This is a genomic window from Novosphingobium olei, assembly GCF_037076535.1.
Classification (GTDB): Bacteria; Pseudomonadota; Alphaproteobacteria; order Sphingomonadales; family Sphingomonadaceae; genus Novosphingobium; species Novosphingobium olei.
This window is the reverse complement of sequence record NZ_AP029021.1, coordinates 685311-701700: the sequence shown is the minus strand read 5'-3', so window position 1 is coordinate 701700 and position 16390 is coordinate 685311. Positions and strand designations below refer to the sequence as shown.

15 protein-coding genes, 1 tRNA gene and 1 other RNA gene are annotated in these 16390 nt (G+C 66.7%); 8 read left to right on the top strand and 9 right to left on the bottom strand.

Annotation, left to right across the window (positions count from 1 at the left end; genetic code table 11):
- Window positions 1-18: 18 nt before the first annotated feature.
- The 4 genes from AACH40_RS03320 to AACH40_RS03305 all read left to right on the top strand — a co-directional run bounded on the left by AACH40_RS03320 (window position 19) and on the right by AACH40_RS03305 (window position 2951).
- Window positions 19-723: an N-acetylmuramoyl-L-alanine amidase gene (locus tag AACH40_RS03320; protein ID WP_169492262.1), complete on the top strand. Its 705-nt coding sequence runs from the start codon at window positions 19-21 to the stop codon at window positions 721-723.
- 9 nt (window positions 724-732) lie between these two features.
- An RNA gene (gene rnpB, locus AACH40_RS03315) (RNase P RNA component class A) lies at window positions 733-1151 on the top strand.
- A 45-nt stretch (window positions 1152-1196) separates the two neighbouring features.
- On the top strand, window positions 1197-2168 hold the full coding sequence (locus tag AACH40_RS03310) for a cation diffusion facilitator family transporter (RefSeq protein ID WP_338644180.1): 972 nt from the start codon (window positions 1197-1199) through the stop codon (window positions 2166-2168).
- 186 nt (window positions 2169-2354) lie between these two features.
- Complete coding sequence (locus tag AACH40_RS03305; protein ID WP_422394876.1) at window positions 2355-2951, top strand: fasciclin domain-containing protein; 597 nt, start codon at window positions 2355-2357, stop codon at window positions 2949-2951.
- Window positions 2952-3047: 96 nt separating this feature from the next.
- On the opposite strand, the gene clpX is transcribed toward AACH40_RS03305, so the two are convergent.
- Both clpX and clpP read right to left on the bottom strand, forming a co-directional pair.
- Window positions 3048-4304 carry an ATP-dependent Clp protease ATP-binding subunit ClpX gene (gene clpX / locus AACH40_RS03300; RefSeq protein WP_169492259.1) on the bottom strand — a complete coding sequence of 419 codons (1257 nt, stop codon included), beginning with the start codon at window positions 4302-4304 and terminating at the stop codon, window positions 3048-3050.
- A 148-nt stretch (window positions 4305-4452) separates the two neighbouring features.
- A complete protein-coding gene (clpP, locus tag AACH40_RS03295; protein WP_169492258.1) occupies window positions 4453-5148 on the bottom strand; it encodes an ATP-dependent Clp endopeptidase proteolytic subunit ClpP in 696 nt (231 codons plus the stop codon).
- Between the two features lie 194 nt (window positions 5149-5342).
- Here clpP and AACH40_RS03290 point away from each other — a divergent pair, with 194 nt between their 5' ends.
- Window positions 5343-6836, top strand: coding sequence for an amidase (locus AACH40_RS03290; protein WP_338644179.1), 1494 nt, complete (start codon window positions 5343-5345; stop codon window positions 6834-6836).
- Between the two features lie 10 nt (window positions 6837-6846).
- Here AACH40_RS03290 and AACH40_RS03285 read toward each other — a convergent pair whose 3' ends face one another.
- The 3 genes from AACH40_RS03285 to AACH40_RS03275 form a co-directional block, all read right to left on the bottom strand.
- The gene (locus AACH40_RS03285; protein ID WP_338644178.1) at window positions 6847-7059 is read right to left on the bottom strand and encodes a hypothetical protein; all 213 of its coding nucleotides are present in this window, start codon (window positions 7057-7059) and stop codon (window positions 6847-6849) included.
- Between the two features lie 117 nt (window positions 7060-7176).
- Window positions 7177-8739, bottom strand: coding sequence for a trigger factor (tig, locus tag AACH40_RS03280; RefSeq protein ID WP_338644176.1), 1563 nt, complete (start codon window positions 8737-8739; stop codon window positions 7177-7179).
- Window positions 8740-8805: 66 nt separating this feature from the next.
- Window positions 8806-8890, bottom strand: a tRNA-Leu gene (locus AACH40_RS03275).
- A gap of 153 nt (window positions 8891-9043) precedes the next feature.
- On the opposite strand from AACH40_RS03275, the gene AACH40_RS03270 reads away from it, so the two are divergent.
- Window positions 9044-9220 (top strand): hypothetical protein, encoded by a 177-nt coding sequence (locus AACH40_RS03270; protein WP_338644175.1) that lies wholly within the window; start codon window positions 9044-9046, stop codon window positions 9218-9220.
- A 5-nt stretch (window positions 9221-9225) separates the two neighbouring features.
- Here the strand turns inward: AACH40_RS03270 and sppA are convergent, their stop codons facing one another.
- Window positions 9226-11112: a signal peptide peptidase SppA gene (gene sppA, locus AACH40_RS03265; RefSeq protein ID WP_338644174.1), complete on the bottom strand. Its 1887-nt coding sequence runs from the start codon at window positions 11110-11112 to the stop codon at window positions 9226-9228.
- Window positions 11113-11196: 84 nt separating this feature from the next.
- Here sppA and AACH40_RS03260 point away from each other — a divergent pair, with 84 nt between their 5' ends.
- Both AACH40_RS03260 and AACH40_RS03255 read left to right on the top strand, forming a co-directional pair.
- Complete coding sequence (locus AACH40_RS03260) at window positions 11197-12240, top strand: aspartate carbamoyltransferase catalytic subunit (protein ID WP_338644173.1); 1044 nt, start codon at window positions 11197-11199, stop codon at window positions 12238-12240.
- Window positions 12237-13469, top strand: a complete 1233-nt coding sequence (locus AACH40_RS03255; protein ID WP_338644172.1) for a dihydroorotase — start codon at window positions 12237-12239, stop codon at window positions 13467-13469. Before AACH40_RS03260 ends, AACH40_RS03255 begins: the two co-directional genes overlap by 4 nt.
- Before the next feature lie 81 nt (window positions 13470-13550).
- Here the strand turns inward: AACH40_RS03255 and AACH40_RS03250 are convergent, their stop codons facing one another.
- Genes AACH40_RS03250 through AACH40_RS03240 form a run of 3 tightly spaced genes read right to left on the bottom strand, consistent with a single transcriptional unit; the run spans window position 13551 to window position 16214 of the window.
- Window positions 13551-14876 (bottom strand): SPOR domain-containing protein, encoded by a 1326-nt coding sequence (locus AACH40_RS03250; protein ID WP_338644171.1) that lies wholly within the window; start codon window positions 14874-14876, stop codon window positions 13551-13553.
- Window positions 14877-14895: 19 nt separating this feature from the next.
- Complete coding sequence (locus AACH40_RS03245) at window positions 14896-15465, bottom strand: hypothetical protein (protein WP_169492249.1); 570 nt, start codon at window positions 15463-15465, stop codon at window positions 14896-14898.
- A 14-nt stretch (window positions 15466-15479) separates the two neighbouring features.
- Window positions 15480-16214 carry a ParA family protein gene (locus tag AACH40_RS03240; protein ID WP_169492248.1) on the bottom strand — a complete coding sequence of 245 codons (735 nt, stop codon included), beginning with the start codon at window positions 16212-16214 and terminating at the stop codon, window positions 15480-15482.
- Between the last annotated feature and the right edge of the window lie 176 nt (window positions 16215-16390).

Sequence of the window (16390 nt, the reverse complement as noted above, 5' to 3'; positions counted from 1 at the left end):
CCCGCTGAGCCGCTGGCCATGAACCGCTGGCTGATCCACCGGGACGTCGCCTCGCCCAACTGGAACGAGCGCAAGCTGCCCGTGACGATGGTGGTGCTCCACTACACCGGCATGCAGAGCGCGGCGGAAGCGCTGGAGCGGATGTGCGATCCCGCTGCCGAAGTCAGCGCGCACTACATGATTGACGAGGACGGCACTGTCACCCGCCTCGTCCCCGAAGAAAAGCGCGCCTGGCACGCGGGGCGCTCCTACTGGCGCGGGGTGACCGACGTGAACTCGGCCAGCGTCGGGATCGAACTGGTCAACCCGGGGCACGAATGGGGCTACCGCCCCTTTCCCGATGCGCAGATGGAAGCGCTCGCCCCGCTGCTGGCCGATATCGTCAAGCGCCACAACGTGCCGCGCGCCAACGTCGTCGGCCATTCGGACATCGCCCCTGCCCGCAAGACCGATCCGGGCGAACTGTTCGATTGGGACATGCTCGCCCGCCTGCGCCTCGCACTGCCCAAGCCCAAGCTCAAGATGCGGCTGCTGTTCGACAACGACGGCGCCTTCTTCCTCGCGCTCGAACGCTTCGGTTACGACATCAGCGATCCCGCCGCCGCCGTCCGCGCGTTCGAACGGCGCTGGCGCCCCCATCGCATCACCGGAGAGATCGACGGGCAACTGGGCGCGCTGTTGTTCGAACTGCTGTTGGAACGCGATATGGGGCATGCTAGGTGACCCCTCGCGCCGGGGGGCCGGGCAGCCGCGTCGTCAGTTCGTCTGATGCCGAGGAAAGTCCGGGCTCCACGAAACAAGGGTGGCGGGTAACACCCGCCGGGCCGGAAGCGTCAGCCGACGGTCAAGGGAAAGTGCCACAGAGAGCAGACCGCCCCTTCTCGAAGGGGTAAGGGTGAAAGGGTGCGGCAAGAGCGCACCGCGCGACCGGCAACGGAAGCGGCACGGCAAACCCCACCCGGAGCAAGATCGAATAGGGACCGCGCGCCTCGTTTGCGCGAGGCAGGCCAGTTTCGGGCCAGCGGTCCGGGTTGATTGCTTGAGCAGTCCGGCAACGGCCTGCCTAGAGGAATGGCTGCCAGCGGCGATACGGTGCGCTCAATCGCATACCGTCGGCGCTACAGAACCCGGCTTACAGGCCCCCTGGCGCACCAAGGGCATTTTCCAAGCCGCATCAAACCGCTAGGGGTCCACCCATGTCCGGTTCGCACGCGCATCATCATCACGGCCACGATCATGGCCACGGCCACTCGCACGGGCACTCACACGGGCACGCGCACTCCCATGCGCCGGCGGATTTCGGCCGGGCCTTTGCCATCGGCGTGGTGCTCAACACCGGGTTCGTGGTGGTCGAAGCGTTGTACGGCATTCTGTCGGGATCGATGGCGCTGGTCGCCGATGCGGGACACAACCTGTCCGACGTGCTCGGCCTGCTGATCGCGTGGGGTGCCAGCGTGCTAGCCAAGCGGCCGCCTTCGGCACGTTTCACCTGGGGCTTCAAGTCGAGCTCGATCCTCGCCGCGCTGGGCAATGCCTCGCTGCTGCTCGTCGCGCTCGGCGCGATCACGGTGGAAACGCTGCGCCGCCTGTTCGATCCGCAACCGATCCAGGCAGGGCCGGTGATGGTCGTGGCGGCGATCGGCATCGCCATCAACATGGCCACGGCGCTGATGTTCATGCGCGGCCGGCACCACGACATCAACGTGCGCGGCGCCTATCTGCACATGGTGGCCGACGCCGCGGTCAGCGCCGGGGTCGTGCTTGCGGGCCTTGCCATAATGCTGACCGGGGCGACGTGGATCGATCCGGTCACCAGCCTCGTCATCGTGGCGGTGATCGCGCGCGGCACTTGGGGATTGCTGAAAGACTCGGTCAAGATGGGGTTGCTCGGCGTCCCGGCCGGGATCGACGAGAGCAAGGTGCGCACGTTCCTGGCCGCGCAAGCGGGCGTGACCGCCGTGCACGACCTGCACATCTGGCCGATGAGCACGACCGAAACCGCGCTGACCGCGCATCTCGTCATGCCGGCCGGGCACCCCGGCGATGCGTTCCTGCATGAATTGGCCGAGGAACTGGAGCACGACTTCGGCATCGGCCATACCACGGTGCAGATCGAAGTGGCCGAGGAAAGCCACGCCTGCCGCCTTCACCGCGAAGAAGTGGTCTGACGTTCGCCCGCGCGAATTTCCCTTCGGGACAGGTCGTTAGCTGGCGGATCGTCCCCACTTGCCAGTGCGGGAAGGGGCGATGCGGATCGTGGATCTGCGGTCGCGTGCCGGCTATCCCCTCGCCGCCTGCGTGCTCCGCACCCCTGACCCGCCGCGTCTCTTCCCGCCACACGAGGAGAGACCACGATGATCCGCTTCCCCCTTCGCACCGCCGGTCTGGCGCTTGCCACTACTGTTGCCGCCGGCAGCCTTGCGTCGGCACCCGCGCTTGCCAGCCCCCATTCCGGTCACGCCGCCCATGCATCGGTGATGGTCGGCGGCGCTGCCATGCTGCCCAGCCGCACGATCGTGGAGAACGCGGTCAATTCTGCCGATCACACCACGCTGGTTGCGGCCGTGAAGGCAGCCGGTCTGGTCGACACGCTGAACGGCTCTGGCCCGTTCACCGTCTTCGCCCCCACCAATGCCGCCTTCGCCAAGTTGCCGGCGGGAACGGTCGACACGCTGCTGAAGCCCGAGAACAAGGCCACGCTGACCAAGATCCTGACCTATCACGTCGTCCCGGGTCGCGTTTCGGCCGAACAGCTTATTGCCAAGATCAAGGCCGACGGCGGCAGCACCAAGCTGACCACGGTTTCCGGTGGTGTGCTGACGGCGGCAGTGGTTGGCGGCAAGGTTGTGCTGACCGATGAAAAGGGCGGCACCGCCACCGTCACGCAGGCCGATGTGTTCCAGAAGAACGGCGTGATTCACGTGACCGACGCGGTTTCGCTCCCTAACTGATCCGAGCGCGACGATCGCATCAAGCAGAAGGGCTGGCTTCCTTGCGGAAGCCAGCCCTTCATGCATTCTGGACGGGTGCTGTAGCCGCGCTGCCGATCAGGCAGCGGCTTCCTTGCCCTTGAGCACGCGCACCGGCTCCTTGCGGCCTTCGACGACATCCTTGTCGACGACGACTTCGGCGATGTCGCTTTCGGTCGGCACGTCGAACATCGTGTCGAGCAGCAGGCCTTCAACGATCGAGCGAAGCCCGCGCGCGCCGGTCTTGCGTTCGATGGCCTTCTTGGCGATCGCCTCGAGCGCATCCTCGGTGAAGGTCAGTGCGACGTCTTCGAGCTCGAACAGCTTGGCATACTGCTTGACCAGCGCGTTCTTGGGTTCGCGCAGGATCTTCACCAGCGCCTCGATATCAAGGTCGTTGAGCGTGGCAATCACCGGCAGACGGCCGACGAATTCGGGGATCAGGCCGAACTTAAGCAGGTCTTCCGGCTCAGCCTTTTGCAGCAGTTCGCCCACCTTGCGCTTGTCCGGATCGGCAACGTGCGCGCCGAAGCCGATCGAACGCTTCTGCAAACGGTCGGCAATGATCTTTTCGAGCCCCGCGAACGCGCCGCCGCAGATGAACAGGATGTTGGTGGTGTCCACCTGCAGGAATTCCTGCTGCGGATGCTTGCGGCCACCCTGCGGCGGGACGGAGGCAGTGGTGCCTTCCATCAGCTTGAGCAATGCCTGCTGCACGCCTTCGCCCGACACATCGCGCGTGATCGACGGGTTTTCGGCCTTGCGGCTGATCTTGTCGATCTCGTCGATGTAGACGATGCCGTGCTGCGCCTTTTCGACGTTGTAGTCGCTGGCCTGCAGCAGCTTGAGGATGATGTTTTCGACGTCTTCACCAACGTAACCGGCTTCGGTCAGCGTGGTGGCATCGGCCATGGTGAACGGCACGTCGAAGGTCTTCGCCAGCGTCTGGGCGAGCAGCGTCTTGCCCGAACCGGTCGGGCCGACGAGCAGGATGTTGCTCTTCGACAGTTCGACGTCGCCGCCCTTGCCGCTGTGCTTCAGGCGCTTGTAGTGATTGTGGACTGCCACCGAGAGCACGCGCTTGGCGCGGTCCTGGCCGATCACGTAATCGTTCAGCGTCTCGAAGATGTCACGCGGGGTGGGGACGCCGCCGTCCTTCTTGCCGGCGATGCCTGCCTTGGTTTCCTCGCGGATGATGTCGTTGCACAGTTCGACGCATTCATCGCAGATGAACACGGTCGGCCCGGCAATCAGCTTGCGCACCTCATGCTGCGATTTTCCGCAGAAGCTGCAGTAGAGGGTGCTCTTGGTATCCGATCCGGAAAGCTTGGTCATTCTTCAATCCCAGGCGCCTCTCCACGAGAGGCGGGCCCGATCATCCTACTACCCCAAGGGCATTAATCAACCGGACACGAAAACAGGTAAACCGGCTTATCCCACGGTACCTTGCTTTCGGCTTAAGGTACCGTGGAAAAAGCATTCATCAGGGCGTCGGCGCGCCGCCCGAACCTTCTTCGACGCCGGTCTGATCCGTTGCGGGACGCGACTCGAAGACCTTGTCCACCAGACCGAACGCACGGGCTTCCTCTGCCTCGAGGAAAGTGTCGCGGTCCATCGCCTTCTCGATTTCATCAAGCGTGCGACCGGTGAACTTGACGTAGAGGTCGTTCATCCGCTTGCGGATGCGCAGGATCTCGCGCGCCTGGATTTCGATGTCCGAGGCCATGCCGCGCGCACCGCCCGACGGCTGGTGGATCATGATGCGCGCATTCGGCAGCGCGATGCGCATGCCCGGCTCACCCGCTGCGAGCAGGAACGAACCCATCGAGGCGGCCTGGCCGATGCACACGGTGGAAACGCGCGGGCGGATGTACTGCATGGTGTCGTAGATCGCGAGACCAGCGGTCACCACGCCACCCGGCGAGTTGATGTACATCGAGATGTCCTTCGACGGGTTCTCCGATTCGAGGAACAGCAGTTGGGCGATGATCACCGAGGCCATGTGGTCCTCGACCTCGCCGGTCACGAAGATGATGCGTTCGCGCAGCAGGCGCGAATAGATGTCGAAGCTGCGCTCGCCGCGGCTCGACTGTTCGACCACGACCGGGATGAGAGCGCCGGTGATGGGGTCGGTGGTGAACTTTCCTTGAGCGCCAGTGGCGCCGAACAGGTCGAGCATGATGTTCCTCATGTGATTTGCGAGGGCCTATGTCGCGTGCCCCGGCGCGATGTTCAAGGGCGTTAACCCAACATCGGCGCAAACCCTGATGCCGACACTAACGGGTAGCACCCTTTTTAGCGCCGCTGCTTGCCCTCACCGCGCTGCCGACGCAGCTTCGCGGCGAAGAGCAAACCCGAGGGGACGCCTGCGCGATGACAGCCCGCCTGAAATCCACCCTGCTTGCCCTGCCGCTTGGCGCTGCGCTTGCCGGCGCAGGCGCCCTCCCCGCGCTGGCTGAACCCGGCGTGGCCGACTATCGCGCCCGCATTGCCGCGATCGACGATGCCGGGCCGATGCTGGGCGCGGTGATCGCGCTGAACCCGGACGCAGAGGCGCAGGAGGCCGCCGCGCGCAAGCGCAAGGGGCCGCTCGCCGGGCGCGCCGTGCTGATCAAGGACAATATCGAAACGCGCGACCCGATGCCGACCACGGCAGGAAGCCTTGCGCTGAAGGACAACGTGACCGGCCGCGATGCGCCGCTGGTGGCACGGCTGCGGGCAAGCGGCGTGGTGATCCTGGGCAAGACCAACCTGTCGGAATGGGCCAACATCCGTTCGGACCATTCCGTTTCCGGCTGGAGCGCGGTGGGCGGGCAGACGCACAATCCCCACGCCATCGACCGCAGCCCTTGCGGTTCGTCCTCGGGCAGCGGGGCAGCGGTGGCAGCGGGCCTTGCCTGGGCGGCAATCGGCACCGAAACCGATGGATCTGTCACCTGCCCAGCGAGTGTTGCCGGAATTGTCGGCTTCAAGCCCACTGTCGGGCTGGTGAGCCGCACCCATGTCGTGCCGATCAGCCACAGCCAGGACACTCCGGGTCCGATGGCCACCAGCGTGCACGATGCAGCGCTGCTGCTGACCGCAATGGCCGGAAGCGATCCCGCCGATGCCGCGACGGCCCCCGCCGATGCGCACCGAGGCGACTTTGCCGCAGGGCTCGATACCGCGACGCTCAAGGGCAGGCGGATCGGCGTGCTGCGGCAGCAGGCTGGGTCGAACGCCAAGGTGCTCGCGCTGTTCGACCAGGCGCTGGCGGACCTGAAGCGCGGCGGCGCCGAGATCGTGGAGATCGCCTACAAGCCCGACGAGACGATGTTCCGCGACGAATTCACCGTCCTGCTCTACGAACTGCGCGCCGACCTTGGCGCGTACCTTGCCGGCCTGCCGGGCACGCCGCCGGTGCGCAGCCTTGCCGACGTGATTGCCTTCAACCGCGCGCATGCCGACACCGAACTGCGCTGGTTCGGGCAGGAAACGTTCGAGCTCGCCGACAAAACGACCGATCGCGCCGCCTATGAGCAGGCACGCGCCAACTCGCTGCGGCTGGCAGGGCCCGAGGGCATCGACCGCTTGCTGCGCGAAAACAAGGTCGACCTGCTGGTGGCGCCAACGGAAGGGCCCGCCTGGCCGATCGACATGGTGACCGAATCGCACGGGCTGTCCGGCATCGGCGCGGGTTCGCTGGCGGCGATCGCGGGCTATCCGCACCTCAGCGTGCCGATGGGCGCGGTTGAAGGCCTGCCGGTGGGGCTCAGCCTGATCGGTGCGGCGTGGGACGACAAGCGCGTGCTCGAAGCCGGCGCCGCCTACGAACGCGCACGCACCGCGCCGCTGGCCACACCTTCGCTCAAGCGCTGGGGAGAATGATGCCGCGCCGCTAGGGCAGCGGATCGATGTAGCCGGTGTAGCGCGAGGCGACGTAACGACCGTGGTGCACCATTTCCTGCCACGTGACGAGCATGGCGTAAGTATCGTTGCCGAGCCCGTTGCCGCGCCCCGTCCGCCAGGCGACGAAGGAAACCGCAGCGACGAGGCTGGCGCCTAGCAGGACACGATCGAGCCGGTTGGCGCGCGCGGCTGGCTGCTTCACTCCGCTCCCCCCACCCCCGAGACACGGGCCATCGGACAAAGCAAAAGGCCCGGCACGCATCGCGCGTACCGGGCCTTCCTATCAATCACGCCCCCTGTTTGCCAGAGGAGCCGCGCCTCAGGCCTCTTCGGCCTTCTTCTTGGGAGCAGCCTTTTTCTTGGGAGCAGGCTTTTCCTCGGCAGCGGCTTCGGCCGGCGCGTCTTCGGAGGCAGCCTTCTTCTTGGCCGGCGCCTTCTTGGCGGGCTTGGCTTCCTCGGCAGCGGCCTCGGCCGGAGCCTCTTCAGCGGCAGCGGCCTTCTTTTTGGCCGGAGCCTTCTTCTTCGATTCGACCTTGGCCGGCGCAGCGCCGTTCTCGTCCGCTTCGATCGCGGCCTGCAGTTCGTCGCGCGTCACTTCGCGTTCGGAAACTTCGGCCTTGTCGAACAGGAAGTCGACGACCTTTTCTTCATAGAGCGGGGCGCGCAGCTGGGCAGCGACCATGGGCTCCGAACGGACGTATTCGGCGAAGCGCTGGCGGTCCTGCTCGCGGTACTGCTGCGCCGCCTGGCGGATCAGCATTTCCATTTCCTGCTGCGTCACCTGCACGCCGTTGGCCTGGCCGATTTCCGACAGGAGCAGGCCAAGGCGCACGCGGCGCTCGGCGATCTTGCGGTAATCGTCCTTCTCGGCCTCGATTTCCTTCAGCGCTTCCTCAGGATTTTCCTCGTTCGAGGCTTCCTGTTCCAGCTGCTGCCAGATCTGGGCGAATTCGGCTTCGACCATCGACGGCGGCACGGCGAAGTCGTGACCCGCGGCGAGCTGATCGAGCAGCGCGCGCTTCATCGCGGTGCGGGTAAGGCCGGCCGTTTCCTGCTCCAGCTGACCCTTGAGCAGGCCACGCAGCTGCTCGAGGCTTTCGAGGCCGAGCATCTTGGCGAAATCGTCGTTGGCTTCGAATTCGCCCGGGTGCTTCACCGCCTTGACCTTGATGTCGAAGGTGGCTTCCTTGCCCTTCAGGTTTTCGGCCGGATAATCTTCGGGGAAGGTCACGGTGATGACCTTTTCATCGCCCGCCTTGGCGCCGACGAGCTGTTCCTCGAAGCCGGGGATGAAGCGGCCCGCGCCGATTTCGAGCGGCTGGTCTTCGGCAGTGCCGCCGTCGAAGGCGACGCCGTCGAGCTTGCCGAGGAAATCGATGATCAGCTGGTCGCCATCCTTGGCGGCGGTGCCTTCAGGCGCGTCGGTGAACGACTTCTGGCCCGAGGCGATGCGCTCGATCTGTTCGTCGACCTGCGATTCCTCGACCGGAACCACCAGCTTTTCCAGCTTGATGCCGTCGAGCGATGGCACGGTGATTTCGGGAAGCACTTCGAGGCTGACGGTCAGTTCGGCGTCCTTGCCTTCTTCGTAGCCATCGGCCAGCGCGACATCCGGGTTCATCGCCGGGCGCAGCTTGTGGTCGGCGACGAGCTTGTCCATCGCATCGCGGATCGAGGTCTGCAGCGCTTCCTGGTGCAGCGCGGGGCCATGCATCTTGCGCACGAGGTTGGCGGGCACCTTGCCGGGGCGGAAGCCGGGCATGCGGACCTGGGGGGCGATCTTGGAGATCTCACCCTCGACGCGCGACGCGATGTCGGCCGCGGCGATGGTCACGGTGTAGGCGCGCTTCAGGCCCTCGTTGCTGGTTTCGACGATCTGCATCTGTGATCCAACTTTCTCGTAAGACGTCACGTCATTTTGTTGGTGGCGGAGCCGGCCGGGCGGCTCTGGTGCGGGCGAAGGGACTCGAACCCCCACATCTTGCGATGGCAGGACCTAAACCTGCTGCGTCTACCAGTTCCGCCACGCCCGCATCCGGCGAAAAGCGAGCGGTGCCCCTATCGCAGGCACACGCAAAGGGCAAGCACCCATGGATAGCATGCCTTTGGCGTGCCGTGCCGGGGCGGAACCATGCTATCCTCGCCCCCGTTGCAGGTCTTCACACGAGCCGAGGATCACCGAGAAGATGGCCAGCCAACCCGACGCGCCGAAGCCCGACCGCATCGAGCCGCAATCGCCGCCCGAAACCCCTGCCACGCCAACCCCGCAGGAAGATCCGGCCGGACAACCCGACGAGATCAGCCCGCCCCAGCCCGATGTCATCGAGCCGGGCACGCCGGTCGAAGCGCCCCCGCCCGACTGACCCTTTCAGCCAAGCAGCCGGAGCAGCAGGGTTTTCCAGATCCCTGTCTGCTCTTGGTTGGCCTGCGCCGGCGCGGAAAAGCCGGCGCATTCGACGCAATAGACCTGTGCTCCGACCCCGCTTGTCAGGCGATCGAGATCGGCGAGCAGGCGGCTGGCAAGCTGGCCCTGCCGACGCGAAACCAGCCCGGCAATGTCCCGCGCGCCTGCCTGGCCATCGCCCTGATCGGCGCTCGATCCCATGATCTGTTCGATCACGCTATCGAAGGTATCGCTGCTCGCCCCCAGCCAGACCGCATGCCATTGCTTGGCGCCGGCCTTCGAGGCTGCGTAGGCGAGCGCGTCTTCCACGCCGCCGAACTGATCGACAAGACCGATCTGGCGCGCGGTGCCCCCGTCCCACACGCGCCCTTGCGCGATGGCATCGACCTGGTCGCTGGTCTTACCGCGCGACTTGCCGACCAGGCCGAGGAAGCGGGTGTAGATCCCGTCGATTTCGCTCTGGGTAACGGCCTCGATCTGCGGGTTGAGCCCGCCAAGGACGTCGGGCTGGCCGGATAGCGGTGTGGTGCGGACGCCGTCAGTGGTCACACCGAGCTTGCCCAGCGCGCCTTCGAACGTCGGTATCACCGCGAACACGCCGATCGAGCCGGTGATCGTCGCCGGTTCGGCGAAAATGCGGTCAGCCGGAGTCGAAACCCAGTAGCCACCGCTGGCGGCAAGACTTCCCATCGACACCACGACCGGAATCTTGCGGGCCTTCATCCGCTCGATGGCAGCGCGAATGCGCTCGGCCGCAGGCACTGAGCCGCCTGGCGAATCGACCCTGACCACCAGCGCCGAATAGTTGCCGGAGGAGGCCGCCTGGTCGATCAGGTCGGCAATGCGGTCACCCCCCGCAGCGCCCGGGCCCGCGTTGCCATCGACGATGTCGCCCGCGACCGTGACGACGGCAATCGCATCGCCCGAGGATGGCGCGGGTCGATCGGCGAGGTACGTCGAAAGCCCGGTAGAACGGAATGCGCCGTCCGGGCCTGCCGGATCGGCGCCGACGATTTCGGCCACGTGGCGGCCGAAAGCCACCTTGTCGCCGATGTGGTCGACCAGGCCCGAGCGTACCGCCGCCTGCGCCGCATCGCCGTTCGAAGCTGCGAGCCACTTCACCGGATCGCTGGTGATCGCCGCGATGTCAGCCTTGGGGCGGGCGCGCTTGACGTTCGCCTGCCAGTCTTCCCACAGCGACCCGAGCAGGGCCTGCAGGTTCTGCTTGGCTTCGGGCGAGGCATCGGCGCGCATATAGGGCTCGACCGCGCTCTTGTAGGTGCCGACCTTGAAGACGTGTGCCTTCACCTGCAGCTTGTCGAGCAGGGTCTTGTAGTAGAGCTGCGTGCCGCCGGGCCCGGTAAGGACCAGTCCACCGACCGGATCGACCCACGCCTCGCTTGCATGGGCGGCGAGCAGGGCGGCATCGTCGGTGTAGAGCATGGCGCGCACCAGCACGGGCTTCCTGGCCGCGCGGACCTTGTCCATCGCTGCACCGATGCGCTCCATCGCCACCTGGCTGCCGCCGGGGAAATCTTCGAGATCGAGCACGACGGCCTTGATCCGGCTGTCGTCCGCCGCCGATTCGATGGCCTGCGCCAGATCGCGGGTCTGCACTTCGTGCTGGGGCGCCTGGCGCGAAAGCAGCAGCGCGGTCGGGTCGAGCCGCGCCTTTTCTTCCACCACCGGTCCATCGAGCGTTACGTAGAGCGCGCCGTCGCGGACCATCCCCGCTGTCGGGCGCATCGTCAGCACCGCATAGAGCGCCCAGAAGAACAGGAGCAGGAACACGAGGACGAGGCCGTCCTTGATGGCGACAAGGATCTTCCAGACCGAGCGGGCAAAGTTCATGGGGGATATCTACGGGCCTGCGCGGCAACTTGCCACCCCGAACCCTTGAGTGCAGACACTATGCAGACTAACGGGTGGTCTTCGATGCAACCATCGAACCCCAACCCCGTCGATCGGGACCCGCAAGGACGCTATCCGCAGGGCGGCCTCGCCTTCCAGCACCGCGATCTGACCGGCATCGCCCAGCTTGCCCGGCACGAGATCCTCTATCTGCTCGACGAAGCCGAGCAGTGGGTCGAACTCAACCGTCAGTCGCACAAGCGCGCCGAAGTCCTTTCGGGCCTGACCATCATCAACGCCTTCTTCGAAAACTCGACGCGCACGTTGCTGAGCTTCGAAATCGCCGGCAAGCGGCTGGGCGCGGACGTGGTCAACATGCATGCCGCCACCAGCAGCGTGAAGAAGGGCGAGACGCTGATCGACACCGCGATGACGCTGAACGCCATGCGCGCCGACGCCATCGTGATCCGCCACGGCAGCTCGGGCGCGGTGCGGTTGATTGCCGAAAAGGTCGATTGTCCGGTGCTGAATGCCGGCGACGGCCAGCACGAACACCCGACGCAGGCGCTGCTCGACGCGCTGACCATGCGCCATGCGCTGAAGCTTGCGCCCGGCAGCGACCTCAACGGGCTGAAGGTCACGATCTGCGGCGATATCCTGCACAGCCGCGTGGCGCGCTCGAATATCCTGAGCCTTACCGCGCTCGGTGCCGATATCAGCGTCTGCGCCCCGCCGGCGCTGATGCCCGCCGATATCGAGGCCATGGGCGTGCGCGTGTTCCACGATTTCGACGCTGCGCTGCAAGGTGCACAGATCGTGATGATGCTGCGCCTGCAGCAGGAGCGGATGCAGGGCCAGTTCATCCCCTCGCCGCGCGAATATCGCTACCTCTATGGCCTGACGCTTGATCGGCTGGCGAAGGCGGACGCGGGGGCGCTTGTCATGCATCCCGGCCCGATGAACCGCGGCATCGAGATCGACAGCCAGGTTGCCGACCATCCCACCCGCAGCCTGATCACCGACCAGGTGGAGCGTGGCGTCGCCATCCGCATGGCCTGTCTCGACGTGCTGACCCGCCGGACGCGCCGCGTTCCCGGCTGGAATGCCCTTTCCGGAGACGCCGCATGACCCCGCGCCCGCTCACCATCATCGGCGGCCGCCTCGTCCTGCCCGAAGGCGAACCGGTCCTTGGCGCCATTCGCTGCGTCGACGGGCGGATCGCCGCCATCGGGCCCGACATTCAGGCGCACGACGGCGACGACGTCGTGGATGCAAGGGGTGCGCTGGTGGCGCCCGGCCTCGTCGACCTCGGCGTCTTCGCGGTCGACAAGCCCGCGTTCCACTTCGGCGGCATTACCCGCGCCGCGCTGATGCCCGACCAGAGCCCGCCGCTCGACCACCCGGCGCGCGTGCGCTTTGCGGCGCAGTCAGGCAAGCCGGACATGTGGGTGCATCCGCTGGCTGCAGCGACGGTGGGTCTCGAAGGTGCGCACCTCGCCGAACTCGCCCTGATGCGCGATGCCGGCGCGCGCGCGGTCGCCACCGGGCGGCAGTGGATTGGCGATTCGGGCGTGATGCTGCGCCTCCTGTCCTATTGCGCGATGCTGGGTCTTGTCGTGGTGACCCATGCCGAGGATGCCGGGGTGACCGGCAGCGCCGTGGCGACTGCGGGCGAGATGGCGACGCGCTTGGGCCTGCCGTCGGCTCCGGCCGAGGCGGAGGCGCTAGCCGTCGCACGCGACATCGCGCTGGCTGAAATGACCGGCGCGCGGCTGCATTTCCGGCAGGTGACGACGGCGCGGGCGCTCGATCTGGTGCGCGCGGCCAAGACCCGGGGCATCCGCGTGACAGCAGGCGTGACGCCGGCCCACTTCATGCTCTCGGACCTCGAGCTAGCCAATTTCCGCACGTTTTGCCGCCTGTCTCCGCCGCTGCGCAGCGATGCCGACCGCAAGGCCGTGATTGCGGCGATCGCCGATGGGACCATCGACGTGATCGGTTCGGGCCACGATCCGCGCGGGGCGGAAGACAAGCGCCTGCCGTTCAGCGATGCCGAGCCGGGCATGGCGGGCGCCGAGACGCTGCTGCCGCTGACGCTGACGCTGGTGCGCGATGGCCATATCGACATGGCGCGTGCGTTTGCCCTGCTGGCGCGCAATCCCGCCACGCTGCTCGGCGTCGATGCCGGAGTGCTGTGCGCTGGCGCGCAGGCCGACATCGCGTTGGTCGATCCGGTCCGTCCATGGATCGTCGATTCGGACAAGATGGCGGCGGCTGCGGGCAACACCCCGTTCGATCGCCGCCCGGTGGAAGGACGCGTGGTCGCCCTGTTCAAGGGCGGAAGCCGGGTCGACTGACCATACGCCGACAAAAACGGGGCCGGACGATCTCGCCCGGCCCCAGTTGGTTCATTTCAGGGGGTAATCCAGACCGTCGGCTCAGCGCCGGCGGGCAAATCTCGTTTCCGACATCGGTGCGGGACCGCTGCGCGCTGCGCTGGCCATCACCAGGCACGATCCGCCCTTGGCCTTCACGCTGCCGCAGAGCGCGCTGGCACGGGCATAGCCCTGGAAGCCGGCAGCCTGGACGCGCCAGAATTGACGCCCGTTGACGGTCACCTGCGCGATCACCGGCTTGTGTGCGCCGAGCGCGGGGTTCTTCGCGACGAAGTGGCGCCAGGCGCGCTGCGCGCCTTCCGAGGTTGAGAACGCGCCCAACTGTACAAGGTGAGTCCCGCCCGACAGCGGCGCGCGCGCGATCATCGACGGCTTGTGCGCGACGTTGGCACCCACCACACGGTAGGCCGGGCGCGGCTGCGGGGCATCGATGGCGGCAAGGAGCATCGACGGCGTGCGGCTGGCATCCGCGATCGTCGGCGCGGGGGCAGCAGCGGGGGTTGCCTTTGCCGACTCGCCCGAAGGCAGGGGTGGCAGTTCCTGCGCCGCGGCCTGTGCGAGCTGGGGCGCGACCTCAGGGGCGGGCGCGGCAGGAGTGTTCGGGGTGGCGTCGGCCTGACGCGCGCCCGTCGCATCGGGGAAGTTGGCCAGCGCCAGCGCCTGCGGCTGGCCGGCATCGGCGCGGACCGGCGCACCGAGCAGCGTGGCGACCCGGGTGCGCGTTTCGCGCGGGCCCGCCGTGAGCAGCCACTGCTGCATGCGCGCATCGAGCTGATCGGCCGAAAGGTCCTGCGCCGCCATCACGCGGGCTTCGCGCCATTGTCCGGCCAGCGCATAGGCGAAGGCAAGGTTCTGGCGCATCTTCGGCGAATTATCGCCCCCGCGGATGGCTCCCACCAGAATGCTCACGCCCTGCACGGTGCGGCCGCTCATCGCCATGGCGAGACCGTAGTCCGAAGCCGGGATCGCCGCGCGATAGGCTTCCAGCGTGTCGGCGGCGGTATCGAAGCGGCCCAGCGCGATGTCTGCCAGCGCCAGGCTGAGCGCGGCCTTGCCGCTGTCTTCGCCAAGCTGCATCGATTCATCGAACGCCTGGCGAGCCGATTCGAACCGGCCGGCGCGCAGATAGGCATTGCCGAGCAGCGTGCGATAGGCAGGGTTCCGCGGGTCGGCCAGCACGGCCTGTTCCGCTAGCGATACGCCCTTGTCCGCCTTTCCGGCAACGGCCGCCGCTTCCGCGCCGGCAGCGAGCCGCGACGGATGCGGACCGGAGGTGCACCCGGCAAGCAAGCCGGCAGCAACGATCGTCGAAAGTGACAGGGCCACCCGAACGGTCACAAGGCGTTTCGTATCGGCGCGGAGGGTCATGACGTCTGTTCCCCGAGGTTCACTGGTCGCGCGCACGACGAGCAAGGTCGTCCATGCCCGGAATGGCGTTAAGAAAATGGTCAAGCGCCTCTGCGACGACCGCTTGTGCGCTGCGGCTTTCGATCGCGGCGGCGATGCGCAGGCGCAGGTGGCGTTCGGCATCTAGGCGCAGGGTAAACGCCGCCTTGCGGCCTTCCTTCAGTGCTTCACCCTTGCGGCGCGACGGGCGTGGCATGGCCTGCGCCTCGGCCGCGGCGACGCGCGCGTCCATCGCGGCCTTGCGGGTGATGACGTCGACCAGCGAATCGATCTGGCGCAGCACTTCGGGTTGCGGTGCTTCGTCGGCCACCGGCGTGTGCGGGGTGATGGCAACGACGCCGCCGGGGATCTCCGCCGGTGCGCTGTCTTCGCCCATGTCGTTCCAGCCCAGATCGTCTTCGGGCGAAAAAGCGTCGTTGTGGACGGGCGGCAGGCGGGGGCTTTCATCGAAGCCGAAGGAATGGAGTTGCGGGCGCATCGCCGGGCGAGCGGTGCCCTTGCGCGCGAGGAGCCCCGCAGTGAGCGAGGCGACGGGGCGAGGTTCGGCCATGTCGGTTTCCTCCGTCACGAGCCGATCACGCGGCGACCGAAGCCACCGGCAGGGCGCGGGGCACCGGCAAGCGACAGCGGCGCGGCGGACGCGGCAGGCTGCGGCACGGCGAACACGGTGCGGCGGAAGTTCTTTTCGAGCCGCTCGGACACGTAAGTCCACAGCTGGGTGACTTCGTACGCGGACTTGCCGCGCGGATCGGTTTCCATGACCGTGCGCCCGTCGATCATCGACGAGGCAAAGTCGGTGCGATGGTGCAGCGTCACCGGCGCCACGGTGCCGTGCTGCGAAAGCGCGACGGCGGCCTCGGCGGTGATCCGTGCATTAGGCGTTGCCGCGTTTACTACGAAGATCAGCGGCTTGCCCGCCCGCTCGCACAGATCGACGGTGGCGCCGACGGCGCGCAGATCATGCGGGCTGGGGCGCGTGGGAACGACGACGAGTTCGGCAACCGAGATGACCGACTGGATCGCCATGGTGATCGCCGGCGGCGTGTCGATCACGGCCAGCTTGAAGCCCTGCTGGCGCAGGATGGCCAGATCGGCAGCCAGTCGCGAAACGGTGGTCTGGGCAAAAGCGGGATATTCCGCCTCGCGCTCGTTCCACCAGTCCGACAGCGACCCTTGCGGATCGATGTCGATCAGGACAACCGGGCCGGCGCCCGCGCGTTGGGCCTGAACGGCGAGATGACCGGACAAGGTCGTCTTGCCGGACCCACCCTTCTGCGATGCCAATGCCAGTACGCGCAACGTATCCCCCTGGAAGCCTTGGAACAGGTTCGCCGGTAGGAATCGCAAAACTGCCTAAAATATTGGTTAACGCCCTTGCGTGACCCGAACCGGGACAGGGCTTGCGTCGTCAAGCCTTTGCTAATGCCTTGTTGACTATGTCTGCTATTGTAACGCTTGTGCTTTATTGGCGGCTA

Bases quoted from the DNA above. Each gene is read 5' to 3' on its own strand.
- AACH40_RS03320 (WP_169492262.1), top strand. From the start codon at position 19: ATGAACCGCTGGCTGATCCACCGGGACGTCGCCTCGCCCAACTGGAAC.
- AACH40_RS03310 (WP_338644180.1), top strand. From the start codon at position 1,197: ATGTCCGGTTCGCACGCGCATCATCATCACGGCCACGATCATGGCCAC.
- AACH40_RS03305 (WP_422394876.1), top strand. From the start codon at position 2,355: ATGATCCGCTTCCCCCTTCGCACCGCCGGTCTGGCGCTTGCCACTACT.
- clpX (WP_169492259.1), bottom strand. From the start codon at position 4,304: ATGACCAAGCTTTCCGGATCGGATACCAAGAGCACCCTCTACTGCAGC.
- clpP (WP_169492258.1), bottom strand. From the start codon at position 5,148: ATGCTCGACCTGTTCGGCGCCACTGGCGCTCAAGGAAAGTTCACCACC.
- AACH40_RS03290 (WP_338644179.1), top strand. From the start codon at position 5,343: ATGACAGCCCGCCTGAAATCCACCCTGCTTGCCCTGCCGCTTGGCGCT.
- tig (WP_338644176.1), bottom strand. From the start codon at position 8,739: ATGCAGATCGTCGAAACCAGCAACGAGGGCCTGAAGCGCGCCTACACC.
- AACH40_RS03270 (WP_338644175.1), top strand. From the start codon at position 9,044: ATGGCCAGCCAACCCGACGCGCCGAAGCCCGACCGCATCGAGCCGCAA.
- sppA (WP_338644174.1), bottom strand. From the start codon at position 11,112: ATGAACTTTGCCCGCTCGGTCTGGAAGATCCTTGTCGCCATCAAGGAC.
- AACH40_RS03260 (WP_338644173.1), top strand. From the start codon at position 11,197: ATGCAACCATCGAACCCCAACCCCGTCGATCGGGACCCGCAAGGACGC.
- AACH40_RS03255 (WP_338644172.1), top strand. From the start codon at position 12,237: ATGACCCCGCGCCCGCTCACCATCATCGGCGGCCGCCTCGTCCTGCCC.
- AACH40_RS03250 (WP_338644171.1), bottom strand. From the start codon at position 14,876: ATGACCCTCCGCGCCGATACGAAACGCCTTGTGACCGTTCGGGTGGCC.
- AACH40_RS03245 (WP_169492249.1), bottom strand. From the start codon at position 15,465: ATGGCCGAACCTCGCCCCGTCGCCTCGCTCACTGCGGGGCTCCTCGCG.